Source organism: Klebsiella sp. JB_Kp042 (genome assembly GCF_040065275.1).
Taxonomy (GTDB): domain Bacteria; phylum Pseudomonadota; class Gammaproteobacteria; order Enterobacterales; family Enterobacteriaceae; genus Klebsiella; species Klebsiella quasipneumoniae.
The window spans coordinates 1-24,070 of record NZ_JBEAJL010000009.1; the positions used below are offsets into that span (position 1 = coordinate 1).

Below are 24,070 nucleotides of genomic sequence, written 5' to 3' on the forward strand. Positions count from 1 at the left end.
CCGGAGCCCGGGGGTACAGGGGGCGGCGGCGACTGGCCGCCCCCTGTGCGCTCCCGGCGCCATGAGAGACATAACGCAGAAGACATATCGGGAGCGCCATCTGCCTGGATATAACCCAGAACAGCCGTTTTTCCGGGGCGAAACCGTTGCAAACCGATAACTGTATCGACTTATCCGGCCCCCACCGCTCCCTGCGCCAACGCCGCGCTAATGTGGCTTAAACCGGTGTTACCCTGGCCTCCTTCGCCTCACGCGTCCCGCGATGAAGCAGCGCGTGCAGCAGGATCGCCCCGAAGGTGGCGGTACCAATCCCACCCAGCGTAAAGCCGCCCAGCGACAGCGCGAAATCGCCGGCGCCCAGCACCAGGGTTACAGACACCATGATCAGATTGCTGTTCTGGCTGAGGTCGACCCGGTTTTGCACCCAGATCCGCGCCCCGGCGACGGCGATCAGGCCAAAGACCACGATCGAGGCGCCGCCGATCACCGGCCCGGGAATGGTGTGGATTAATGCGCCGAATTTCGGCGAGAAGCCCAGCAGCATGGCAATCAGCGCCGCGGCGACAAACACCAGCGTCGAGTAGACCTTGGTCACCGCCATGACGCCGATGTTCTCCGCATAGGTCGTGACCCCGCTGCCGCCGACCGAGCCGGAGAGCATGGTCGCCAGACCATCGCCGACGAAGGCGCGCCCCATGTACGGATCCATATTGCGCCCGGTCATCCCGGCGACGGCCTTCAGGTGCCCGAGGTTCTCGGCCACCAGGATCACCGCGACCGGGGCAATCAACATCATCGCCTGGCCGTTAAAGGATGGGGTGGTAAAGTGCGGCAGCCCGAACCACGCCGCCTGGGCGAGGGGGGAGAAGTCCAGCGGTTTGCCGAGGCCAAAGCCGTTAGCCAGCAGGGCGTACAGCGCGCAGGCGACGATCAGGCCGACCAGGATCAGCAGACGCTGCAGCATCCCGCGGGTAAATACCGCGACTATGCCGATACAGAGCACGGTTAACACCGCCATCCAGCTGTCGAAGGCGCTGGCGGAGACGCTGCGCACGGCAATCGGCGCCAGGTTCAGGCCGATAGCCATCACCACCGCCCCGGTCACCACCGGCGGCATCAGGCGCTCGATCCAGCGGGTGCCGATCTTCATCACCACCAGACCGATCAGGGTATAGACCAGCCCGCAGGCGATGATCCCGCCAAGGGCGACGCTGAGGTGAGGGTTGAGTCCCTGGCCGTTAAAGCCGGTAATGGCGATCACCACCCCGACAAAGGCGGCGCTGGAGCCGAGATAGCTCGGTACCCGTCCGCCGGTGACGACAAAGAACAGCAGGGTGCCGACCCCCGACATCAGTATGGACAGGTTTGGGTCGAGCCCCATCAACAACGGCATCAGCACCGTCGCGCCGAACATTGCAACGGCGTGCTGCACGCCCATCACCAGCGTTTGCCCGGCCGATAAGCGTTCATCGGGCGCGACAACGCCGGATTCGGCGGCGGGGGAGGTCAGCTTCCAGCGAGGAAAATCGAAGAGTGCCATGATGATATCCCGGGTTAAAGGTTAACAAGCGGGTCGCATAAGCGTGTGATAGCCGCGGTCAAACCACATCAGACCCCGGGGTTCCGGGTGACGGGTAATGGCCACGACGTGACAAAACAGAATGTCGTGCGTGCCGACGCTGACGCGCTGGTCGATGCGGCAGTCAAAGCTGACCAGCGCCGCCTCCAGCCGCGGGCAGCCGGTGGCGCCGGTCTGCCAGTCGGCGGCGGCAAAGCGCTCGTCCATCGCCGTTTTACCGCCAAACAGCGTTGACAGCGCCTCCTGTCCCGCCGCCAGGGTATTGACGCACAGCGTGTGGTGTTCGCTGAACACCGGCCACACGGAGGCTGAGCGGTTCAGACAGACCAACAGGGTCGGCGGCGTGTCGGTCACGCTGCAGACCGCGCTGGCGGTAAAGCCCGCCCGGCCCGCCGGGCCATCGGTGGTAATAATGTTAACCGCGGCGCCGACGCGGGCCATGGCGTCACGAAAACTCTCTTTGTCCGCTAACTTCATCGCCAACTCCTTATGCCAGCAGGCAGGCTTCATCAAAGGACAGACGCGGCAGGCGGCCATACAGTTTGCCGGGGTCGCCATAGCCGATGTTCACCAGCAGGTTGCTTTTCCAGCCGTTGTCGGCGAAAAACGCTGCATCGACTTTTTCCCGATCGAAACCGGACATCGGCCCGGTGTCGAGTCCCAGCGCCCGGCAGGCGAAAATCAGATACGCCGCCTGCAGGGAGCTATTGCGAAACGCGGTCTCTTCCGCCAGCTGCGGGCTGGAGGTGAACCAACTGCGGGCATCGCCGTGGGGAAACAGGGTCGGTAGCCGGTCGTAAAAGGCGCTGTCCCACGCCACGATGGCGGTCACCGGCGCCTGCATGGTTTTCTGCAGATTGCCGCTGGAGAGCGTCGGGCGGAGCTTCTCTTTGCCGTCCGCGCTGCGCACGAACACGATGCGCGCCGGCGAACAGTTGGCGGAAGTCGGCCCCATTTTCATCAGGTCCCAGACTGCCTGCAGCTGCGCATCGCTCACTGGCTTATCCAGCCAGCCGTTGTGGGTCCGGGCCTGGGTAAACAGCGTCTCGCAGGCCGTCTGGTTTATCGCGTCGTTCATCGGGTCTCCCTGGCGACCGGCAGCATAGCGGCCAGCCCGTCGCGTAAAATGGTATTAAAGGTATCGGCGTCGGTGACGTTGCAGGCATGCCCGCCCCACGGCATTTCCACGCGCTGGCTGCCGGGGATCGCCGTCTGCAGCACGCGGGAGCAGGAGGCCGGGACCAGCAGGTCGTCAGCGGCGCTAACCATCAGCGTCGGACAGGCGATGGCCGCCGCGCGACGGGAAAAATCAGCCTGCTTCAGGGCCTGCAGCCGCTTCAGCAGGTTCTCCTTGCCCTGAAAATGGCTGATGGCAAGCGCATCTTCGGCTTCGAGGCGCGGCAGGCGCGCGGCCATCCATTCCGCCGGGTAGAGAAACAGCGGCTGCGCTTCGACCCACGCCTGCGCGCCGCCGGCATGCAGCAGACGCTCGCGCACCAGGAAGCAGCGGCGGGTGTGCGGCGACAGCGACAGCCAGCCGTTGACCAGCACCAGGGCGCTCACCGCCTCGGGGCGATCGAGCGCCAGCTGCAGGCCAATCAGCGCCCCCAGCGCGTGGCCCACCAGCGCGAAGCGGGCGATCCCCGCCGCCTGCAGAGCGCTGAACAGCTCCCCGGCCATCGTCGCCATGCTGTAGTCGGCGGGCAGCGGACCGGCGTTCTCCCCGGTCCCGTTATGGTCATAACTTACCAGCTGATACTGTTCCTCCAGCGCCGCGCGCTGCGCCAGCCAGTAGCCGCCGCCGCCGCCCAGACCTGCGCTGAGGACCACAACCGGCGCGCCGGGCCATGGGGCCGGAGCAATATTGAGCCTCATCATGTCGGGGTGCCGATATGGGCGACGCTGGCGATTTCCACCAGCGCATCGGGCTTCACCAGCCCGCACTGAATGCAGAAGCGCGCGGGTTTATCGCCGGGGAAGAACTCGGCGTAAACCTCGTTAATCGCGGCGTAATTTGTCCAGTCGGTGATAAAGATGCTGTTGAAAGTCACATCCGCCATACTCCCGCCCGCCGTTTCGATAACGCTCTTGATGGTCTCCAGCACGTGGCGGGTTTGCGCCTTTGGGTCGCCGATGTGCACCACATTGTTTTGCTTATCAAACGGCAGAGTGCCGGAGACGTAGATCACGCCATCGGCGAGCGTCCCCGGAACAAAGGGGGCAATCGGCGTGGTGGTGCCTGGCGGAATAATCACCTGTTTAGGCATAACGTTTCTCCTGGGCTAAAGACAGCGGGGTGGCAGGGGACAGCGCGCGGCAGAAGCTCTCGACGTCGCTGACCCAGCCGAAAAAGGTTTCTATATTGAACAGCGCCGCCTGCTGGGCGAAGGCCGGTCCGGCCTGATGGGTAGCATCCTCCAGCACCACGCCGAAGTATTCGAGGAAGAAACCATCGCGCAGCGTCGATTCGACGCAGACGTTGGTGGCGATCCCGGTGAACACCAGATGACGGATGCCGCGGCTGCGCAAAATGCTGTCGAGCGGAGTGTTAAAGAAGCCGCTGTAGCGCGGTTTCGGCAACACGATGTCGCCTTCCTGCGGCGTCAGCTCGTCCACCAGCTGATAATCCCAGCCGCCTTTCGCCAGCAGCTTGCCCTGCAGTTCCGGGCGCTGACGCATCGTTTTCAGCGCGTTGGACTTATGGTAGTTCGGCGAGCCCGGGCCGCCGGCTTCAACATACTGGTCATCCCAGCCGTTCTGGAACCAGATAATCAGCATGCCCGCGGCGCGAGCGGCGGCGACGGCGGTATTAATATTGTCGATAACCGGCCGGGTGGCGGAGACGTCAAATCCGGCGAGATCCAGATAACCGCCGAGGCTGGCGTAGGCGTTCTGCATATCGACAACAATCAGCGCGCCCTGCTGCGGCGCGAAGGTCAGGGATTCCGGGCGAGCGGGAAGGGTAATCATCAGGCCACCTCACGGGTAAAAGGAGCAATATGGTCCCGGCAGCGCATCAGCGGCTGAATGCGTTCGCCAAAGGCGTCGATGCCGGCAAGAAAATCATCAAAGGTCAGCAGCACGCCGTCGGTGCCGGGCACGCTCGCGACTTCATCAAGCATACGGGCGACGCTGGCATACGATCCGACAAGGGTACCCATGTTGATATTGACCGCCGAGGTGGGGTCGGCCATCTGGCGCACGTTAGTATCGCTGCCGGAGCGGGTGTCTTTCTGACTCTGCTCGGTGAGCCACGCCAGCGCTTCTTCATCGGCGCCCGCTTTGTAGTGCTCCCATTTGGCGCGCGCCGCTTCGTCGGTTTCGTCAGCGATCACCATGAACAGCACATAGGAGCCAACGTCACGGCCGGTTTTTTCCGCCGCCTGCATCATACGCGCCGCGGTCGGCGCGAAGGCCGTTGGCGTGTTGACCCCTTTGCCAAAGCAGAAGTTATAGTCGGCGTGCTGGGCGGAGAAGGCCATGCCGGCGTCGCTCTGCCCGGCGCAGATCACCTTCATCGGCTGCGAAGGGCGCGGGCTGACCCGGCAGTCGTTCATGGTGAAGTAGTCGCCTTTGAAATCGCTGCGCCCGGTGCCCCACAGGTCGCGGAGCACCTGAACGTATTCGGTGAGATAGTCATAGCGGCTGGCGAAATAGTCATCCCCTGGCCACATGCCCATCTGGTCATATTCCGGTTTTTGCCAGCCGGTCACCAGATTGACGCCAAACCGGCCGCCGGAGATGGAGTCGATGGTGGAGGCCATCCGGGCGACGATCGCCGGCGGCAGCGTGAGGGTGGCGGCGGTGGCGTAGATCTGGATCTTCGAGGTCACCGCGGCCAGGCCGGCCATCAGAGTGAAGGACTCCAGGTTGTGATCCCAGAATTCGGTTTTCCCGCCGAAGCCGCGCAGCTTGATCATGGAGAGCGCGAAGTCGAAATGGTAGTGCTCGGCTTTCTGCACGATAGCCTTATTCAGTTCGAAGGTCGGCATATACTGCGGGGCATGGGTGGAGATCAGCCAGCCGTTGTTGCCAATGGGAACGAAAACACCAATTTTCATACCTACCTCTCTACAGTCATGGAAGATGGGTTGCGGTGGCGCGGCATCCTGCCTCTCCCTGGACCACCTCGCAGAAGAGGTAAAGCAAACACGATGCCAGTTTTATAAATGCTAATGTTATTAATGTGTTACTATTGGGTTGCTAAAAAGGACGATAAAAAAGTGGACTGGATGGTCAAAATCAGTGCACGAAAAAACGGCAGTCATGCGCAATCAGGGTGCATGGGGTCGTGTCGGCGAAGGGCTTTTGCTATGCTGGTGGCGTCAACTGAAGGAGAGGATGTATGGCACAGGGCGCGGTGAAGAAAAACGGCAAACGTTCACAAGCGGTCAGCGCCAAAAAGGAGGCCATTCTGGCCGCCGCGCTGGAGGCATTTTCGCAATTTGGTATTCACGGTACGCGGCTGGAGCAGGTGGCTGAGCGCGCCGGGGTGTCGAAAACCAATCTGCTCTATTACTACCCTTCGAAAGAGGCGCTGTACGTGGCCGTTCTGCAGCAGATCCTCGCCATCTGGCTGGCGCCGCTGAAGGCCTTTCGCGAGGATATTAGCCCGCTGGTGGCGATCCGCGAGTATATTCGCCTGAAGCTGGAGGTGTCCCGCGATCACCCCCAGGCCTCGAAGCTCTTCTGCCTTGAGATGTTGCAGGGCGCGCCGCTGCTGATGGGCGAACTGACCGGGGATCTGAAAGCGCTGGTCGATGAGAAATCGGCGATTGTTTCCGGCTGGATCGACCGCGGCAAGCTGGCGCCGGTCGATCCGCAGCATTTAATCTTTATGATCTGGGCCACTACCCAGCATTACGCCGACTTCGCCACCCAGGTGGAGGCGGTCACCGGCGCCACGCTGCAGGACGCGGCCTTTTTTGAGCAAACGGTCGATAATGTCCAGCGGATGATTATCGAAGGCATTCGCGTCCGTTAATTGGCCGGCGGCAGCGGGCAGCTTTGATCGCCGTCCTCGCACTGCAGCAGCGAGGCGAGGAAAGATTCCCGCTCCACGCTCTTATCGGTCATGCACTGGCTCACCAGCATCGGCTGCATGCTGCCGCCTTCGGCTCCGGACGCGAGGAAAGCGCAGTCGGCGTCGCGCAGGGCGATCCATGCCTGCTGGGCCTGCTTCAGTAATGTCTGCTGTTTACCCACCGCACGCTGCAGAGCCTGCTGCCAGGTGTCGTTCAGCTTTTTGTCGGCTGCCTGATACTGCGCGGCCGCGCACTGATTCATTTCGGTTTGGGTGTTGGCGTTGCTGCACTCGTCCGCCAGCGCCGCGCCGCTGGCCAGCAAGACCGCCGCGGCAAATAACATGCGTTTCATTGTTCTGCTCCCATAAAAAAGGCTCCCGTCCGGGAGCCTTAATTAAGCACAGCTGACGTCGGCTGTCATTAGCTGATCGCATCGCCGATTTCCCGGATGGCGGCGCACAGCGCCACCGGGTAGCCCGTCTTAGCCGATGGTCATCAGGCTGGCGTTACCGCCTGCCGCCGCGGTGTTGACGCTCAGCGAACGCTCGATGTACAACCGCTCCAGCAGCAGATTGGTTTCGCCGCGGGCGAAGCCCTGCACGGAGACAATCGCCCCGTCGCGCGCCGCCACCTGCTCGCACAGCTCGCGCAGCTGGTCGGAGTCGCCGTGATAGATAACCGCGTCGAAGGCCTGGCCAGGCAACTGATCCGCTTTGGCGAAACGGATCCGCTCGCTGACGTCCCACGGGAGTTTCTTCGCCAGATCGCGCTGCAGGGCGCTGTCCGGCCACAGCGCTTCACAACCTACCGCCAGCACGGCCGCCAGCTGGATCAGCGCATCCTGCTCATTATCCGCCACGCACAGCACGCGCTCGCGAGGCATCAGCGTCAGGGTGTTGCGCTCGCCGGTGGGCCCCGGAAGCAGGCGTTGGGTGCCGCTTTGCGCCTGCTCGCTGTACTGCTGGCACAGCGCCTGCAGCTCAGGACGGCCCGCCGCCCACTGCTGCAGCGCCTGCAGCGGTTTTTCCAGCAGCGTTTTCAGCTGGGCGTCCAGCGGACGCTCTGCATCCTGGCGGGCGAAGGTCACGCCAACCGCGCCCTGCGGACGGCTGGAGAGCAGGCGGTAAAGGTACAGCGGACCGCCGGCTTTTGGACCGGTACCGGACAACCCTTCGCCGCCGAACGGCTGCACGCCGACCACCGCGCCAACCATATTGCGGTTGACGTACAGGTTGCCCACCTTCGCGCTGCCGGTGACCTGGGCGATGGTCTCGTCGATACGGGTATGTACGCCGAGGGTCAGGCCGTAGCCGGAAGCGTTAATCTGCTCCACCAGTTTGTCCAGCTCGTTACGGTTATAGCGCACCACGTGCAGCACCGGGCCGAAGACCTCTTTTTTCAGCTCGTCGAAGCTGTCGAGTTCGATAAGCGTCGGCGGCACAAAGGTCCCGTGGTTCCATTCGCGGGCGTCTTCGCTATTCTCGCGCACCGCCTGATAGACGGTGCGGCCTTTGGCGCGCATCGTCTGAATATGGCGTTCGATATTCTCTTTCGCTTCCGCATCGATAACCGGGCCGATATCGGTGGTCAGGCGGCCGGGATTGCCCATCCGGCACTCGCTCATCGCGCCGCGCAGCATGGTTAAGGTGTGGTCGGCTACCTCTTCCTGCAGGCAGAGGACGCGCAGGGCGGAGCAGCGCTGACCGGCGCTGTCGAACGCGGAAGCCAGGACGTCGATCACCACCTGCTCGGTAAGCGCCGACGAGTCGACGATCATCGCGTTCATCCCGCCGGTTTCGGCGATCAGCGGCGTTGGGCGTCCCTGAGCGTCGAGGCGGCTGGCGATATTGCGTTGCAGCAGGGTGGCCACTTCGGTGGAGCCGGTGAACATCACGCCGCGCACGCGCTCATCGGATGTCAGCGCGGCGCCGACGGTTTCCCCGCGGCCCGGCAGCAGCTGGATCACCCCTGGCGGCACGCCGGCTTCCAGCAGGATCGCCACGCCCTGGGCGGCGATAAGCGGCGTCTGCTCGGCCGGTTTCGCCAGCACGCTGTTGCCGGCCGCCAGCGCGGCGGCAATCTGCCCGGTGAAGATCGCCAGCGGGAAGTTCCATGGGCTGATGCAGACCACCGGACCCAGCGGACGGTGGGTTTCATTATCGAAATCGTCGCGCACCTGACCGGCGTAGTAGTGGAGGAAGTCGACGGCTTCGCGCACTTCGGCGATGGCGTTGCTGAAGGTTTTACCCGCTTCGCGCACCAGGATCCCCATCAGGGTCGGCATCTGGCTTTCCATCAGCACCGCGGCGCGCTCAAGAATGGCGGCGCGCTCCTGCGGCGGGGTGGCGAACCAGATGGGCGCGTTATTGATAGCGCTGGTGAGCGCCTGCTGCACTTCGTCATCGCTGGCTTCGCGGACGTAACCGACGATATCCTTCGGCTCCGCCGGGTTGACCACCGGCTGCATCTCGCCTTCGGCCACCGGCTGCTCCAGGATCGGCAATGCCTGCCATTTATGCAGGGCGCTGTTGAGCAGGGAAGAGGAGAGGGAGGCCAGACGATGCTCGTTAGCCAGATCCAGACCGGCGGAGTTGCTCCGGCCGCTGCCGTAGAGATCGCGCGGCAGCGGAATTTTCGGGTGCGGCAGACCGGCCTGGCCTTCCTGCTGCGCCAGTTTTTCCACCGCGCTGACCGGGTCGGCCACCAGCTCGTCCAGCGGCAGGGTATTGTCCGCGATACGGTTGACGAAGGAGGTATTGGCGCCATTCTCCAGCAGACGACGCACCAGATACGCCAGCAGCGTCTCGTGGGTGCCCACCGGAGCGTAGATCCGGCACGGCCGGTTCAGTTTGCCGTCGGCGACTTTGCCCACCACCTGCTCGTACAGCGGTTCGCCCATGCCGTGCAGGCACTGGAACTCATACTGGCCAGGGTAGTAGTTCTGGCCCGCCAGCTGGTAGATAGCCGCCAGAGTATGGGCGTTGTGAGTGGCGAACTGCGGATAAATCAGGTTCGGCACCGCCAGTAGCTTTTTCGCGCAGGCGAGATAGGAGACGTCGGTGTAAACCTTGCGGGTGTAGACCGGATAGCCTTCGAGACCTTCCATTTGCGCGCGTTTGATTTCGCTGTCCCAGTAGGCGCCTTTCACCAGACGGATCATCAGGCGACGACGGCTGCGGGTGGCGAGATCGATCAGCGCGTCGATGACGAACGGGCAGCGCTTCTGGTAGGCCTGAATAACAAAACCGATGCCGTTCCAGCCCGCCAGCTCCGGCTCGAAGCACAGTTTTTCCAGCAGGTCGAGGGAGATCTCGAGACGGTCGGCCTCTTCAGCATCGATGTTAATGCCGATGTCATACTGGCGCGCCAGCAGGGTCAGCGATTTCAGACGCGGATAGAGCTCTTCCATCACCCGGTCATACTGGGCGCGGCTGTAGCGCGGGTGCAGAGCCGAGAGCTTAATGGAGATGCCCGGGCCTTCATAAATGCCGCGGCCGTTGGAAGCTTTGCCGATGGCATGGATCGCCTGCTGATAAGAGACCATATAGGCCTGGGCGTCGGCGGCGGTCAGGGCCGCTTCGCCGAGCATATCGTAGGAGTAGCGGAAACCTTTATCTTCCAGCTTGCGGGCGTTAGCCAGCGCTTCGGCGATGGTTTCCCCGGTGACGAACTGCTCGCCCATCAGGCGCATCGCCATATCCACGCCCTTACGGATCAGCGGTTCGCCGCTCTTGCCGATGATGCGGTTCAGCGAGCGTGAGAGGCTGGTTTCGTTGTGGGTGGAGACCAGTTTGCCGGTGAACAGCAGCCCCCAGGTGGCGGCATTGACGAACAGCGACGGGCTGCGGCCGATGTGCGACTGCCAGTTGCCGTTGCTGATTTTGTCGCGGATCAGCGCATCGCGGGTGGCTTTATCCGGAATACGCAGCAGGGCTTCCGCCAGGCACATCAGCGCCACCCCTTCCTGTGAGGAGAGGGAGAACTCCTGCAGCAGACTCTGCACCATGCCGGCGCGGCCGCTGGCGGTCTTCTGGTTGCGCAGTTTTTCCGCCAGCTGATACGCCAGTTTATGCGCCTGCTCGCCCAGCGGCTGCGGCAGTCGGGCCTGCTCCAGCAGCATCGGCACCGCGTCAGTTTCCGGGCGACGCCAGGCGGCGGTGATCGCCGCGCGGCTTACCGACTGCGGCAGGATCTGCTCGGCGAATTCGAGGAACGGCTGATACGGCTCTTCCGCCGGGGAACCCGCTTCATCGCTTTCATTGGCGGCCCCGGAGAGCAGCGCCGGCAGTTCGGGCAGCGTTTCGTCGTTCTCCAGCTTTTCCAGATAGTTGAAGATGGCCTGCTTAATCAGCCAGTGCGGCGTGCGGTCAATGCGGCTCGCGGCGGATTTAATGCGCTCGCGGGTTGCGTCGTCAAGCTTAACACCCATGGTGGTGGTGCCCATGCTCAAAACTCCTGTCATTTATCGTTAGGCTTATGCGGTTGCCTGGAAATATCCACTATGTTGCAACTTTGTGCAACCTTGTTAATTGAGGCGTGTGACGAAAGCCGTGAAATGGCGGATTTGTTAAAAATAGTGCCTAAAATAGCAGAATTTTAACCCCGGGCTCATAGGGTATTTGTATGCGTGAGTTAACACTTTTGTTTGGTGCAACCTTTAAAAACGTGAGAGAGTGCAACCTCTCGCAAATTGACGTTTTGCGCCGTCGGTTTTTCGTGTAAATGCTGTGTTAAATCGTTTGTGAAAAACCGAAGCTTCCGTCAGGATACGGTCGCCCAATTAAACAATGCGCCATTACCCCGTTCCGGTAGTGGAAAAAAACGACGAAGTTGGACGCTGTCGATAAAAATTCTGGAGACTTTGCATGGCTATTAGCACACCGATGCTGGTGACATTTATTATTTATATTCTTGGTATGGTATTGATAGGGTTTATTGCCTGGCGTTCGACCAAAAACTTTGATGATTATATTCTCGGGGGACGCAGTCTGGGGCCATTTGTGACCGCGCTTTCCGCCGGCGCCTCGGACATGAGCGGCTGGCTGCTGATGGGCCTGCCGGGCGCCATTTTCCTCTCCGGGATCTCCGAAAGCTGGATCGCCATCGGCTTAACGCTGGGGGCGTGGGTTAACTGGAAGCTGGTAGCCGGGCGCCTGCGCGTGCATACCGAGGTGAATAATAACGCCCTGACGCTGCCCGATTATTTTACCGGCCGTTTTGAAGATAAAAGCCGGGTGCTGAGAATTACTTCAGCGCTGGTTATTCTGCTGTTCTTTACCATCTATTGCGCCTCGGGAATTGTGGCGGGGGCGCGTCTGTTTGAAAGCACCTTCGGCATGAGTTATGAAACCGCGCTGTGGGCCGGCGCGGCGGCGACGATTATCTATACCTTTGTCGGCGGCTTCCTCGCCGTCAGCTGGACGGATACCGTGCAGGCCAGCCTGATGATTTTCGCGCTGATCCTCACCCCGGTGATCGTGATTATTTCCGTCGGCGGCTTTGGCGATTCGCTGGAAGTCATTAAGCAAAAGAGCATCGAAAATATCGACATGCTGAAAGGGCTGAATTTCGTGGCGATTATTTCGCTGATGGGCTGGGGGCTGGGCTATTTCGGTCAGCCGCATATTCTGGCGCGCTTTATGGCGGCGGATTCGCACCACAGCATCGTCCACGCGCGTCGCATTAGTATGACCTGGATGATCCTCTGCCTCGCCGGGGCGGTGGCCGTCGGCTTCTTTGGTATCGCCTACTTCAATAGCAACCCGAGCCTGGCGGGCGCGGTTAACCAGAACGCCGAGCGCGTGTTTATCGAACTGGCGCAAATCCTGTTTAACCCATGGATTGCCGGGATCCTGCTGTCGGCGATTCTGGCGGCGGTGATGTCCACTCTGAGCTGTCAGCTGCTGGTCTGCTCCAGCGCGATTACCGAAGACCTGTATAAAGCCTTCCTGCGTAAAAACGCCGGTCAGAGAGAGCTGGTGTGGGTGGGCCGGATGATGGTGCTGGTGGTTGCCCTGGTGGCGATTGCCCTGGCGGCCAATCCGGAAAACCGCGTGCTGGGTCTGGTGAGCTATGCCTGGGCCGGCTTCGGCGCCGCCTTTGGTCCGGTGGTGCTGTTCTCGGTGATGTGGTCGCGCATGACCCGTAACGGCGCGCTGGCCGGGATGGTGATTGGCGCCCTGACCGTGATCGTCTGGAAGCAGTTTGGCTGGCTGGGCCTGTATGAAATTATTCCGGGCTTTGTCTTCGGCAGCATCGGGATCGTGGTCTTTAGCCTGCTGGATAAAGCGCCGTCGGCCAGCATGCAGCAGCGCTTCGCCGAAGCGGATGCCCACTACCATACGCCGCCGCCGGTACGCGCCACGGCTGAGTAAGATCAACTGATGTTCACGAGCCCGCCGCTGGCGGGCTTTTTTTTGCGTGTTGCCGGACCGGAATATTATAACCCTTGCTAATTATTTGAAAATCCGCTGATATTTCCTGACTAATAACAATGAGGATAGCAAAGATGACGTTCAGACAGGGTGCAATGGCGCTGGTGCTGGCAGGGTTACTCAGCGGCTGCGCGGCGGGTGGAAGTTCGTCGACTAGCGCGCCGAAGCCCGGCGCCTGCCCGGCGGATCAGTCCATGATGCAAACCACGCTTTACTTCGGCCTGAGCCGCCCGGCGGGGAAAGACATCACCCCTGACGAGTGGCAACAGTTTGTCGACCGCGACGTCACGCCGCGTTTTCGCGACGGGCTGACGGTGTTTGACGCTCGCGGCCAGTGGCTGGGCCAGAATGGACAGGTGGTGCGGGAGCAGAGTAAGGCGCTGATGGTGATCCATGGCAACGACGCGCAGAGCGAGGCCGGTATTGAGGCGCTGCGCCAGGGCTATAAATCACGGTTCGCGCAGGAGTCGGTGATGCGTGTCGACCAGCCGGTCTGCGTACAGTTTTGAGTTAACGGCGGGGACAGCCCCGCCGTTTGTCTTACAGCACCAGCCCGGCGAAGCTGGCCGAAAGCAGGCTCACCAGCGTGGCGCTATACACCAGCCGCAGGCCGAAGCGGGAGACAATATTGCCCTGCGGTTCATTCAGGCCTTTGATCGCCCCGGCGATAATGCCGATCGAGGCAAAGTTGGCAAACGATACCAGAAAGACCGAGAGAATGCCGAGCCCGCGCGGCGTCATGCTGGCGGCAATCTTTTGCAGCTCAATCATCGCCACAAATTCGTTAGCGACCAGCTTGGTGGCCATGATGCTGCCGGCGTTCAGCGCATCGCTCAGCGGAATGCCGACAAGCCAGGCCAGCGGATAGAAGACGTAGCCGAGGATCTGCTGGAAGCTGAGGCCAAACAGGGTAGCGAACAGCGCGTTAATGGCGCTGATCAGCGCGATAAAGCCGATCAGCATCGCCAGAATAATCATCGCCACCTTAAAGCCGGCCAGAATATATTCCCCGAGCATTTCAAAGAAACTCTGCGATTCATGCAGCTTCTCCAGCTTTATTTCCTGCTCGCTGCCCGGCCGCGTCGGGTTAATCACCGATAGTACGATAAAGGTGCTGAACATATTCAGGATCAGCGCCGCGACGACGTATTTGGCGTCCAGCATGGTCATATAGGCGCCGACGATCGACAGCGATACGGTCGACATGGCCGTCGCCGCCATGGTGAACAGACGCCGCGAGGAGAGGTCGCCCAGCACGCCTTTGTAGGCGATGAAGTTTTCTGACTGGCCGAGGATCAGTGAGCTGACGGCGTTAAAAGATTCCAGCTTACCCATGCCGTTGACCTTCGACAGCAGGGTGCCAATGACGCGAATAAAAATCGGCAGGATCCGCCAGTGCTGGAGAATACCAATCAGCGCGGAAATAAACACAATCGGACACAGGACGCCAAGGAAAATAAAGGCTAAGCCTTTTTCGCTCATGCCGGCAAAGACGAAATTGGTCCCTTCGGCGGCAAAGCCTAATAGCGAAGCAAAAAAGCCGGAGATATTTTTCACCAGCCACAGGCCGCTTTCGGCGTGCAGGAAAAAGAAAGCGAGCGCTATTTCGATAATAATCAACTGGAGAATATAACGAATACGAATTTTTTGTCTGTCATAGCTGACAAGCCAGGCCAGAGCGAGGATCACCGCCAGCGCCAGCAGGAAATGAAAAAATACAGTCATGTTGTTCTTTTCGCAGGTCAATAAGGCCGCCATTTAGCCATAGCCGCTGCGACGGGTAAATATCTGACGTAAAAAATCCTTTGCTTATTCTTTTCCCTCATAACAGGCGAATATTTTCATAAGTCATTATTTGCCAGCGATTTATTTACAACTGATCATCATTCTCTGCACATTTTGCTTGTGTTTCTGAGTATTGTAATGATAATCACTATCATAAATATTACCTGTTTTTGCATTCGTTGACGGTGCTTTACATTTAAGGGTATTGGCATGTTTGTCCCATTTCTCATTATGTTACGCGAAGGCCTGGAGGCGGCGCTGATTGTCAGCCTGATCGCCAGCTATCTGAAACGCACCCAGCGCGGCAACTGGATTGGCGTGATGTGGATTGGCGTGATCCTTGCGGCGGCGCTGTGTCTTGGCTTAGGCATTTTTATCAACGAAACCACCGGTGAATTTCCTCAGCGTGAACAGGAGCTGTTCGAAGGGATCGTCGCGGTCATCGCAGTGGTGATCCTGACGTGGATGGTCTTCTGGATGCGCAATGTCTCACGCAACGTCAAGCAGCAGCTGGAGCAGGCCGTGGACAAGGCGCTACAGCGCGGCAATCACCATGGCTGGGCGCTGGTGATGATGGTCTTTTTCGCGGTCGCCCGTGAGGGGCTGGAGTCGGTCTTCTTTCTGCTGGCGGCATTCCAGCAGGATGTCGGCATCTGGCCGCCGCTGGGGGCGCTGCTGGGGCTGGCCACGGCTATCGTGCTGGGCTTCCTGCTCTACTGGGGCGGTATCCGTCTCAACCTCGGCGTGTTCTTCAAATGGACCAGCCTGTTTATCCTGCTGGTGGCCGCTGGCCTGGCCGCGGGGGCGATCCGCGCCTTCCACGAGGCGGGCCTGTGGAACCTGTTCCAGGAGACCGCCTTCGATCTGAGCACTGTGCTGTCGACGCATACGCTGTTCGGCACGCTGCTGGAAGGGATCTTCGGCTACCAGGAGACGCCAAGCGTCAGCGAAGTGGCTGTTTATCTGCTTTATCTGATCCCGGCGCTGGTGCTGTTTGCGCTGCCGCCGCGAAATAATACGACTGCCTCGCGGGCTGCCTGACCGGGCGCTGCGAGCTTATAAGCGACACTCTACTTACCGAAAGGGATGATCATGATGATTCATTTTCGCCGTAATGCGCTGCGGGTGACCGTGGCCGCGCTGCTCTGCTCTGCATTCGGTGCTCAGGCTGCGGATATCCCGCAGGTCAAAGTCACCGTCAACGATAAACAGTGCGAGCCGATGCAGGTGACCGTTAACGCGGGTAAAACCCAGTTTATTATTCAGAACCACAGCCAGAAAGCGCTGGAGTGGGAGATTCTGAAAGGGGTCATGGTGGTGGAAGAGCGTGAGAACATCGCGCCGGGCTTTACCCAGAAGCTCACCGCGAACCTGCAGCCGGGCGAATATGACATGACCTGCGGCCTGCTCACCAACCCGAAAGGCAAACTGATCGTCACCGGCGCCGCCACCAAAGACGCGGCGAAAGCCGATGCGGTGTTGAGCCTCGGCGAAGCGATCACCGCTTACAAAGCCTATGTGACGGCGGAAACCGCGCAGCTGGTCAGCGGCACCAAAGCCTTTACCGACGCGGTGAAAGCGGGCGATATCGAGAAAGCGAAAGCGCTGTACGCCCCGACGCGCCAGCATTACGAGCGCATCGAGCCGATCGCCGAGCTGTTCTCTGACCTTGACGGCAGCATCGACGCCCGCGAAGACGACTTCGAGAAAAAAGCGGAAGATCCGAAATTCACCGGTTTCCACCGTCTGGAAAAGGCGCTGTTTGGCGATAACAGCGTCAAGGGCATGGAAAAATATGCCGATCAGCTGAACAGCGATGTGCTGGAGCTGCAAAAACGCATCAGCGAGCTGGCGTTCCCGCCGTCAAAAGTCGTGGGCGGTGCGGCAGGATTAATTGAAGAAGTCGCGGCCAGCAAGATCAGCGGTGAAGAAGATCGCTACAGCCATACCGACCTGTGGGACTTCCAGGCCAATATTGACGGCGCGCAGAAAATTGTCGAACTGCTGCGCCCGCAGCTGCAAAAAGAGAACAGCGCGCTGCTGGCGAAAGTGGACGCCAACTTTAAGAAAGTGGGCAGTATCCTCAGCAAATACCGCACCAAAGACGGTTTCGAAACTTACGATAAGCTGACCACCGCTGACCGTAATGCGCTGAAAGGGCCGATCACCACCCTGGCGGAAGATCTGGCTCAGCTGCGCGGGATCCTGGGTCTGGACTAAGTCGATGGCACAACAGAAACCACACGACGTGAACGAGCCGTCACGTCGTCGCTTACTGAAAGGGATCGGCGCGCTTGGCGGCGCGCTGGCCATCACCGGCGGCTGCCCGGTGGCGCATGCGGCAAAAGCGGAAAGTTCCCCCGGGACGCTCGCACCCGACGCGCGTCAGGAAAAACAGCCATTCTACGGCCGGCATCAGGCGGGCATTCTGACGCCGCAGCAGGCCTCGATGATGCTGGTGGCGTTCGACGTGCTGGCGTCAGATAAAGCCGACCTCGAGCGTCTGTTCCGGCTGCTGACCCAGCGTATCGCCTTTTTAACCCACGGCGGCCCGGCGCCGGATACGCCTAATCCCCGGCTGCCGCCGATGGATTCCGGCATCTTAGGGCCGTGGATTGCCCCGGATAACCTGACCATCACCGTCTCGGTCGGCCATTCGCTGTTTGATGAGCGCTTTGGTCTCGCGGATAAAGTGCCGAGAAAACTGCAGCCGATGACTCGCTTCCCCAATGATTCGCTGGATGCCGCCCTGTGCCATGGCGACCTGCTGCTGCAGATCTGCGCCAATACTCAGGATACGGTGATCCACGCCCTGCGCGATGTCATCAAACATACGCCGGATTTGCTCAGCGTGCGCTGGAAGCGGGAAGGGTTTATCTCCGATAGCGCGGCGCGCAGCAAAGGCAAAGAGACCCCCATCAACCTGCTGGGTTTCAAAGACGGCACCGCTAATCCGGCGAGCCATGACAGCGCGCTGATGGATCAGGTCGTGTGGGTAACGGCGGATCAGGACGAGCCGGCCTGGGCCGTGGGCGGCAGCTATCAGGCGGCGCGCATCATCCAGTTTCACGTCGAGTTCTGGGACCGGACGCCGCTGAAAGAGCAGCAGACGATCTTTGGCCGCGACAAACACACCGGAGCGCCGCTGGGGATGAAAAACGAGCACGATACCCCGGATTACAGCAACGATCCTGGCGGCGAGACGATCGCGCTGGATAGCCATATTCGTCTGGCCAATCCTCGCACGCCGGAAACCCAGTCCAGCCTGATGATGCGCCGCGGCTACAGCTATTCGCTGGGCGTCACTAACGCCGGGCAACTGGATATGGGGCTGTTGTTCGTTTGCTATCAGCACGATCTGGAAAAGGGCTTTCTGACGGTGCAGAAACGGCTTAACGGCGAGGCGCTGGAGGAGTACGTCAAACCCATTGGCGGGGGCTACTTCTTTGTTTTACCCGGCGTAGTGGATGACAAGCACTACCTGGGACAGACGCTGCTGCAGGCCTGATACCGACCCTGTCCGCAAGGGCAGGGCGTTTTCTGCTGTTTTTCTCATTTTTCTTATATTTCCTGCCATGTGTTATATTTCTGTAATACAAATGACCGATAGTCTCCTACACTTGCTTAAGAACTATTTGTTGCGTCATTGTGAAAAATAAGTTGCATTAAGAATCTTTTTTGATGTACTTATTACATACGCGGTAGTTCCCGGCAGTGTGACGTTTCACTATGGAGATCGCGAATGGTAAGGTCCCGTACCGGACAACGTAAAACCACAGACCGTACTCTTCAGCACGGAAGCCCCGCTTCCGGCAGCGATTTTCTCACTCTTTCTCCCTCCGCTTCGAATTATTATCACCTTGGCAGGGTACGCGGTGCGCGTAGCCGCGACTCGTTGTCAGTTCTACCGGCAAGCAATGGCTTACAAGGAAGCCAAACCTCAATCGTTCGTGCGCATAGTCGCGTCGATGTTGACGCGTGTGATGTAAACCTACAACGCAAGGTGCTATCCATGGGAAGACAAAAAGCAGTGATCAAAGCTCGTCGTGAAGCAAAACGTGTGCTGAGACGGGATTCACGCAGTCATAAGCAGCGTGAAGAAGAATCGGTCACATCGCTTGTGCAAATGAGTGGCGTAGAAGCAATTGGCATGGCGCGGGACAGCCGTGATACTTCCCCAATTGAGGCGCGCAATGAGGCTCAGGCGCATTATCTGAATGCCATCGACAATAAACAGCTGATTTTCGCCACCGGCGAAGCCGGATGCGGCAAGACCTGGATTAGTGCGGCGAAGGCAGCGGAAGCGCTGATCCATAAGGATGTGGACAGAATTATTGTTACCCGTCCCGTTCTGCAGGCCGACGAAGATCTCGGCTTCTTACCGGGAGATATCGCCGAGAAGTTCGCGCCCTATTTCCGACCGGTTTACGACGTGCTGGTGAAAAGGTTGGGGGCTTCCTTTATGCAGTACTGCCTGCGTCCGGAAATCGGCAAGGTGGAAATCGCGCCGTTCGCCTATATGCGCGGACGTACCTTTGAAAATGCGGTGGTGATTCTGGACGAGGCCCAGAACGTGACCGCAGCGCAAATGAAGATGTTTTTAACCCGCCTCGGGGAGAACGTGACGGTCATCGTCAATGGCGATATCACCCAGTGCGACTTGCCCTCTGGTGTGAGATCTGGCCTAAGTGATGCGCTGGCGCGTTTTGAGGAAGACGAGATGATCGGCATCGTGCGTTTCACCACCGATGACTGCGTGCGCTCGGCCCTCTGCCAGCGGACGCTGAAAGCCTATTATTGAGCGTCATACTGTGAGCAAGGCCCGGGCTAGCCCGGGCTTTGTTGTTTTGATCTTTGCGACAGTCTGAAGTGCGGATAAAATTTCTGTTTTGAGGGATCCATCGCTGTAGGTGATAGAATTTCTTCTCTGTAATACAAGAATATCTGCTTTGCTATACATAAGCGCCTTTCTAATAATTTCTTTCGTCTTACGCCGTTTTACTCATTTAATTGTATGGATACTTGTAAGGGAAGCACTATGGTCGTACATGGGAAAGTTATCAAGTTATTAATTACTATTTTGATGGTGGGGTTGTCATCTGCTGCTTATAGTAAAGATTATCAGGCAGGGAAAAACTTCACTGTCATTAATTCTACTGTTAAGCAACCGCCGCAGCTGGTTGAGTTTTTTTCCTTCTACTGCGGACCTTGTTATGCGTTTGCAGAGCGCATCAATGTTGATACAGCTATCAGAAAGCGCCTGCCCGCCGATATGAAACTGGAAAAATACCACGTCAGCCAGATGGGACCTTTAGGACCAGCATTAACAGAAGCATGGGCCGTAGCACAATATGCTGGGGTAGATGGCAAGGTGGAAAAGTTATTGTTTGAAGGCTTACAGGTTAAGCGTGATATTAAAACGACAGCTGATATTGTTAAGGTATTTAATCAACTTGGCATACGTCCGAGAAATATGCCGAAATGCAAAGTAATTTTATGGTAAAAGCTTTAATTGCCAGACAGGACAATCTGGTCGAAAAAATGAAAGTAAGTGGTACGCCTTCTTTTTATGTTTCAGGGAAATATCATATTAACAATGCATCACTCGCGCAAGATGACTATGATACCTATGCAGAGGATATGGCGAATCTGGTTTTATTTTTGCTTAACAAATCCCAGTGACGTGAAGTGAGAAAGTTTCATTCGGATTGTCTTTTTCGTTCTGTCCAGGTGGTTGCGCCAGTTGTCGAACCCCGGTCGGGGGTTCTCATCCCCCCCGGCGGAGAATATAAAAGAAAAGAGCCCGTACTTGCGTACAGGCTCTCATCTCGAATATGGCGGTGAGGGGGGATTGACTCGCTTCGCTCGCCCCTGCGGGGCAGCCCACTCGCAGGCTCGCGGTCTGTCCAACTGGCGTTGCCAGTTGTCGAACCCCGGTCGGGGGTTCTCATCCCCCCCGGCGGGAGCCACATGCGAAAAAAAGCCCGTACTTGCGTACGAGCTCTTCTTAAAATATGGCGGTGAGGGGGGGATTCGAACCCCCGATACGTTGCCGTATACACACTTTCCAGGCGTGCTCCTTCAGCCACTCGGACACCTCACCATATTGTCTTGCTGCTCACCTTGGGTGGGCAACGGGGCGCTACTATAGGGAGTTGCGTTTAAACGGTCAAGCATAATTTCTTCTTTCTTTACCGACCGCTCACGCAATGAACAACGCCCCGCTGCGACGTAGCGGGGCAGGCGTTTTAGCGCTGGGAATCAAGCTGTTCGTTATTCTTCACGACGTCCTGCGCTTTGCTGTAGCTTTCGATCAGCAGCTGGTAGGCCGGGAAGACTTTGGTGTACACCTCCGCCCATTCTGCGGCGTCCGGGCGATTCCAGGTACGCTGCAGCTCAGAGGCGACGGCGGCGGTATCCATCGGCACTACGCCGGCCTGTACCATGCGAGCCAGGGTGATCTCCTGCGCCATTTTGCTGTAGGTGCCGGAAGCGTCAATCACGGCAAACACTTTATAACCGTCGGCGACGGCGGCAATCGCCGGGAAGGCCATGCAGACGCTGGTGATGGTCCCGGCGATAATCAGCGTTTTGCGACCGGTCGCTTTCACCGCGGCGACGAATTCCGGGTTATCCCAGGCGTTGATCTCGCCTTTACGGGCGATGTATTTCGCATGCGGCGCGTTCTCATGAATCTCCGGGATCAGCGGACCGTTCGGCCCCTGCGGCACGGAAGCGGTGGTGATCACCGGGATCCCGGCAAGCGAGGCCATCTTCGCCAGCGCGGCGGCGCGAGCGCGCAGCTCTGGCATCGGCATATCGCCGACGGTCTGGAACAGGCCGCTCTGGTGGTCAATCAACAGCATGGCGGTATCGTTGACATCAATCACCGGACGAGCACCGTTAAAGTTAGCGGGAGTAGACATAGTATTCACCTCAATGAGTTAGATTTGGCCAAAGCGGCCGCTGTTAAAATCGCGAACGGCTTCTGCGATCTGTGTTTTGTTATTCATGACAAAGGGGCCATAGCCCACAATCGGCTCCTGCAGCGGTTCGCCGGCCATCAGCAGAACTTTTGCCTGGGTTGTCGCCTCCAGGTGCAGTGCGTCTCCTGCCTGGCTCAGGACGGCGAGCTGGCCTTCGCGGGCGGGTTCGGAACCGTTGATGATCACTTCCCCTTCCAGTACCACCAGCGCAGTACTCCAGCCTTCCGGCTGGCGCAGCGTGAGGTCGTGCCCCTGATTCAGCTGCAGATCCCACACGTTAAGCGGTGAGAAGGTATGGGCCGGGCCGCTGACGTCGTCATACTGGCCGGCAATAACCCGAACCTGTCCGGCGCCATTCGCCAGCGCGGCGGTGGGGATTGTCCCGGCGGTAATGCTCTGGTAGCCGGGGGCCGTCATTTTGTCTTTGGCGGGCAGGTTGACCCACAGCTGGATCATCTTCAGCTCGCCGCCGCTGCGGGTGAAGGCCTCCGAGTGGAACTCTTCGTGCAGGATCCCGGCGCCGGCCGTCATCCATTGCACGTCGCCTGGGCCGATCACCCCGCCGCGTCCGGTGGAGTCACGATGCTCTACTTCACCGGCGTAGACGATAGTGACGGTTTCGAATCCGCGATGCGGATGCTCACCGACGCCGCGTTTATCGCTGCCTGCCGGGAAGGTGTACGGCCCGGCATAGTCGAGCAGTAAGAAGGGGCTCAACTGCTGGCCGTGCGTCTGATAGGAAAACATCGAACGAACCGGGAAGCCGTCGCCTACCCAATGCTGCGCAGGCGCGGTGTAGACTCCTGTAATCTGTTTCATGGCTTTCTCCTGTGTATCGGTATCTGATGTGAATAAGCTTATATCCGGGACGACGTGTGCGGTAGTAAGCAAAAATGACCTATACTGTTCCAAAAATGGAACAATGGAGGAAGGATGCAGGATCTCAATGACTTCGCCTGGTTTGTCCAGGTCGTGGACCATGGCGGTTTCGCCGCGGCGGGGCGAGCGCTTGACCAGCCGAAATCCAAGCTCAGCCGCCGTATTGCGCAACTCGAGGAGCGGTTGGGCGTGCGTTTGATTCAGCGAACCACTCGCCAGTTCGCGGTCACCGAGGTCGGGCAGACCTTTTACCAGCATTGCAAAGCGATGCTGATTGAGGCCGAGGCGGCGCAGCAGGCGGTCGACACGCTGCGCGCCGAGCCGCGCGGCAGCGTCAGGATCACCTGTCCGGTCACCTTGCTGCATGTCCATATCGGACCGATGCTGGCGCGATTTATGGCGCGCTATCCCGGGGTAACATTGCATCTTGAGGCGACCAACCGCCGGGTGGATGTGGTCGGTGAGGGCATTGATGTGGCGATCCGCGTCCGTCCCCGGCCAATCGAGGACAGCGACCTGGTGATGCGCGTGCTGGCGGACCGCGGGCACCGGCTGGTGGCCAGTTCGCAGCTGATTTCCCGGCTCGGACGCCCGCAGGCGCCGTCTGAGCTGAGCGACTGGCCGGGGCTCAGCCTGGGGGCGAACAAGCATCAGCATAAATGGCAGCTTACCGGGCCTGAAGGGGCAAGGGCGGAGGTGTATTTCACGCCGCGAATGGTGACCACCGATATGCTGGCGCTGCGCGAGGCGGCGATAGCCGGCGTGGGGGTGGTGCAGCTTCCTTTATTGATGGTGCGCGATCAGCTGGCGTCAGGGGAGTTAGAGGTGGTACTGGATGAGTGGCAGCCGCGGCGGGAAGTGATCCATGCGGTATTTGCCTCCCGGCGCGGGCTGCTGCCCTCCGTTAGAGCGCTGGTGGATTACCTCAGCGAAGAGTATCAACGAATGGAGGAGGATTAGCTTCGGGATTCGCTTTTCCCGGGGGGCGTCCCCCCAGCGGAGAATATAAAAGAAAAGAGCCCGTACTTGCGTACAGGCTCTCATCTCGAATATGGCGGTGAGGGGGGGATTGACTCGCTTCGCTCGCCCCTGCGGGGCAGCCCGCTCGCGGGCTCACGGTCTGTCCAGGTGGCTGCGCCAGTTGTCGAACCCCGGTCGGGGGTTCTCACCCCCCCGGCGGGTGCCACATGCGAAAAAAAAGCCCGTACTTGCATACTAGCTCTTCTTAAAATATGGCGGTGAGGGGGGGATTGACTCGCTTCGCTCGCCCCTGCGGGGCAGCCCGCTCGCGGGCTCACGGTCTGTCCAGGTGGCTGCGCCAGTTGTCGAACCCCGGTCGGGGGTTCTCACCCCCCCGGCGGGTGCCACATGCGAAAAAAAAGC

The 24,070-nt window shown here is 59.4% G+C and carries 22 protein-coding genes and 1 tRNA gene; 10 read left to right on the top strand and 13 right to left on the bottom strand.

Annotated elements, in window-relative coordinates:
• Positions 1-217: 217 nt before the first annotated feature.
• The 7 genes from rutG to rutA are packed head-to-tail and all read right to left on the bottom strand — an operon-like array spanning position 218 to position 5,640.
• Entirely contained in the window at positions 218-1,540 is a 1,323-nt protein-coding gene (gene rutG / locus ABLV54_RS01515; protein ID WP_008805937.1) for a pyrimidine utilization transport protein G, read from the bottom strand.
• A 21-nt stretch (positions 1,541-1,561) separates the two neighbouring features.
• Positions 1,562-2,056 carry an NADH-dependent FMN reductase RutF gene (rutF, locus tag ABLV54_RS01520; RefSeq protein ID WP_023289097.1) on the bottom strand — a complete coding sequence of 165 codons (495 nt, stop codon included), beginning with the start codon at positions 2,054-2,056 and terminating at the stop codon, positions 1,562-1,564.
• A 10-nt stretch (positions 2,057-2,066) separates the two neighbouring features.
• Positions 2,067-2,657 (bottom strand): malonic semialdehyde reductase, encoded by a 591-nt coding sequence (locus ABLV54_RS01525; protein ID WP_032455317.1) that lies wholly within the window; start codon positions 2,655-2,657, stop codon positions 2,067-2,069.
• Positions 2,654-3,457, bottom strand: coding sequence for a pyrimidine utilization protein D (gene rutD / locus ABLV54_RS01530; protein WP_044522016.1), 804 nt, complete (start codon positions 3,455-3,457; stop codon positions 2,654-2,656). The genes ABLV54_RS01525 and rutD overlap by 4 nt, the downstream gene beginning before the upstream one ends.
• Positions 3,454-3,846: a pyrimidine utilization protein C gene (gene rutC / locus ABLV54_RS01535; RefSeq protein WP_023289099.1), complete on the bottom strand. Its 393-nt coding sequence runs from the start codon at positions 3,844-3,846 to the stop codon at positions 3,454-3,456. Before rutC ends, rutD begins: the two co-directional genes overlap by 4 nt.
• Positions 3,839-4,549, bottom strand: coding sequence for a pyrimidine utilization protein B (gene rutB / locus ABLV54_RS01540; RefSeq protein WP_050532880.1), 711 nt, complete (start codon positions 4,547-4,549; stop codon positions 3,839-3,841). Before rutB ends, rutC begins: the two co-directional genes overlap by 8 nt.
• Positions 4,549-5,640: a pyrimidine utilization protein A gene (rutA, locus tag ABLV54_RS01545; protein ID WP_050532879.1), complete on the bottom strand. Its 1,092-nt coding sequence runs from the start codon at positions 5,638-5,640 to the stop codon at positions 4,549-4,551. The genes rutB and rutA overlap by 1 nt, the downstream gene beginning before the upstream one ends.
• A 284-nt stretch (positions 5,641-5,924) precedes the next feature.
• On the opposite strand from rutA, the gene rutR reads away from it, so the two are divergent.
• Positions 5,925-6,563, top strand: a complete 639-nt coding sequence (rutR, locus tag ABLV54_RS01550; RefSeq protein ID WP_004204508.1) for an HTH-type transcriptional regulator RutR — start codon at positions 5,925-5,927, stop codon at positions 6,561-6,563.
• On the opposite strand, the gene ABLV54_RS01555 is transcribed toward rutR, so the two are convergent.
• Both ABLV54_RS01555 and putA read right to left on the bottom strand, forming a co-directional pair.
• Positions 6,560-6,955 (bottom strand): lysozyme inhibitor LprI family protein, encoded by a 396-nt coding sequence (locus ABLV54_RS01555; protein ID WP_023289101.1) that lies wholly within the window; start codon positions 6,953-6,955, stop codon positions 6,560-6,562. The genes rutR and ABLV54_RS01555 overlap by 4 nt on opposite strands.
• 129 nt (positions 6,956-7,084) lie before the next feature.
• Positions 7,085-11,047 (bottom strand): trifunctional transcriptional regulator/proline dehydrogenase/L-glutamate gamma-semialdehyde dehydrogenase, encoded by a 3,963-nt coding sequence (putA, locus tag ABLV54_RS01560; RefSeq protein ID WP_248860979.1) that lies wholly within the window; start codon positions 11,045-11,047, stop codon positions 7,085-7,087.
• Between the two features lie 421 nt (positions 11,048-11,468).
• On the opposite strand from putA, the gene putP reads away from it, so the two are divergent.
• Together putP and ABLV54_RS01570 are read left to right on the top strand one after the other, a co-directional pair.
• Entirely contained in the window at positions 11,469-12,977 is a 1,509-nt protein-coding gene (gene putP, locus ABLV54_RS01565; protein ID WP_050532877.1) for a sodium/proline symporter PutP, read from the top strand.
• Between the two features lie 134 nt (positions 12,978-13,111).
• Positions 13,112-13,546, top strand: a complete 435-nt coding sequence (locus tag ABLV54_RS01570) for a DUF3574 domain-containing protein (RefSeq protein WP_050532876.1) — start codon at positions 13,112-13,114, stop codon at positions 13,544-13,546.
• A gap of 31 nt (positions 13,547-13,577) precedes the next feature.
• On the opposite strand, the gene ABLV54_RS01575 is transcribed toward ABLV54_RS01570, so the two are convergent.
• Positions 13,578-14,762: a nucleoside transporter C-terminal domain-containing protein gene (locus ABLV54_RS01575; RefSeq protein WP_050533135.1), complete on the bottom strand. Its 1,185-nt coding sequence runs from the start codon at positions 14,760-14,762 to the stop codon at positions 13,578-13,580.
• 270 nt (positions 14,763-15,032) lie between these two features.
• On the opposite strand from ABLV54_RS01575, the gene efeU reads away from it, so the two are divergent.
• The 6 genes from efeU (at position 15,033) to ABLV54_RS01605 (ending at position 20,504) form a co-directional block, all read left to right on the top strand.
• Entirely contained in the window at positions 15,033-15,863 is an 831-nt protein-coding gene (gene efeU, locus ABLV54_RS01580; protein ID WP_023289106.1) for an iron uptake transporter permease EfeU, read from the top strand.
• A 51-nt stretch (positions 15,864-15,914) separates the two neighbouring features.
• A complete protein-coding gene (gene efeO / locus ABLV54_RS01585; protein WP_050532875.1) occupies positions 15,915-17,042 on the top strand; it encodes an iron uptake system protein EfeO in 1,128 nt (375 codons plus the stop codon).
• 4 nt (positions 17,043-17,046) lie between these two features.
• On the top strand, positions 17,047-18,330 hold the full coding sequence (gene efeB / locus ABLV54_RS01590; protein WP_023289108.1) for an iron uptake transporter deferrochelatase/peroxidase subunit: 1,284 nt from the start codon (positions 17,047-17,049) through the stop codon (positions 18,328-18,330).
• A 504-nt stretch (positions 18,331-18,834) separates the two neighbouring features.
• Positions 18,835-19,623: a phosphate starvation-inducible protein PhoH gene (gene phoH / locus ABLV54_RS01595; RefSeq protein ID WP_002898923.1), complete on the top strand. Its 789-nt coding sequence runs from the start codon at positions 18,835-18,837 to the stop codon at positions 19,621-19,623.
• Positions 19,624-19,860: 237 nt separating this feature from the next.
• Positions 19,861-20,325 (top strand): DsbA family protein, encoded by a 465-nt coding sequence (locus ABLV54_RS01600; RefSeq protein ID WP_248860977.1) that lies wholly within the window; start codon positions 19,861-19,863, stop codon positions 20,323-20,325.
• On the top strand, positions 20,319-20,504 hold the full coding sequence (locus ABLV54_RS01605; protein WP_309319697.1) for a hypothetical protein: 186 nt from the start codon (positions 20,319-20,321) through the stop codon (positions 20,502-20,504). Before ABLV54_RS01600 ends, ABLV54_RS01605 begins: the two co-directional genes overlap by 7 nt.
• 333 nt (positions 20,505-20,837) lie before the next feature.
• On the opposite strand, the gene ABLV54_RS01610 is transcribed toward ABLV54_RS01605, so the two are convergent.
• The 3 genes from ABLV54_RS01610 to ABLV54_RS01620 form a co-directional block, all read right to left on the bottom strand.
• Positions 20,838-20,925: transfer RNA gene (locus ABLV54_RS01610), tRNA-Ser, on the bottom strand.
• A gap of 145 nt (positions 20,926-21,070) precedes the next feature.
• The gene (locus ABLV54_RS01615; RefSeq protein ID WP_050532874.1) at positions 21,071-21,748 is read right to left on the bottom strand and encodes a hydrolase; all 678 of its coding nucleotides are present in this window, start codon (positions 21,746-21,748) and stop codon (positions 21,071-21,073) included.
• Positions 21,749-21,766: 18 nt separating this feature from the next.
• Positions 21,767-22,627, bottom strand: a complete 861-nt coding sequence (locus ABLV54_RS01620) for a pirin family protein (protein ID WP_048297224.1) — start codon at positions 22,625-22,627, stop codon at positions 21,767-21,769.
• Between the two features lie 114 nt (positions 22,628-22,741).
• On the opposite strand from ABLV54_RS01620, the gene ABLV54_RS01625 reads away from it, so the two are divergent.
• Complete coding sequence (locus ABLV54_RS01625; protein ID WP_023289111.1) at positions 22,742-23,647, top strand: LysR family transcriptional regulator; 906 nt, start codon at positions 22,742-22,744, stop codon at positions 23,645-23,647.
• The last annotated feature ends 423 nt before the right edge of the window (positions 23,648-24,070 follow it).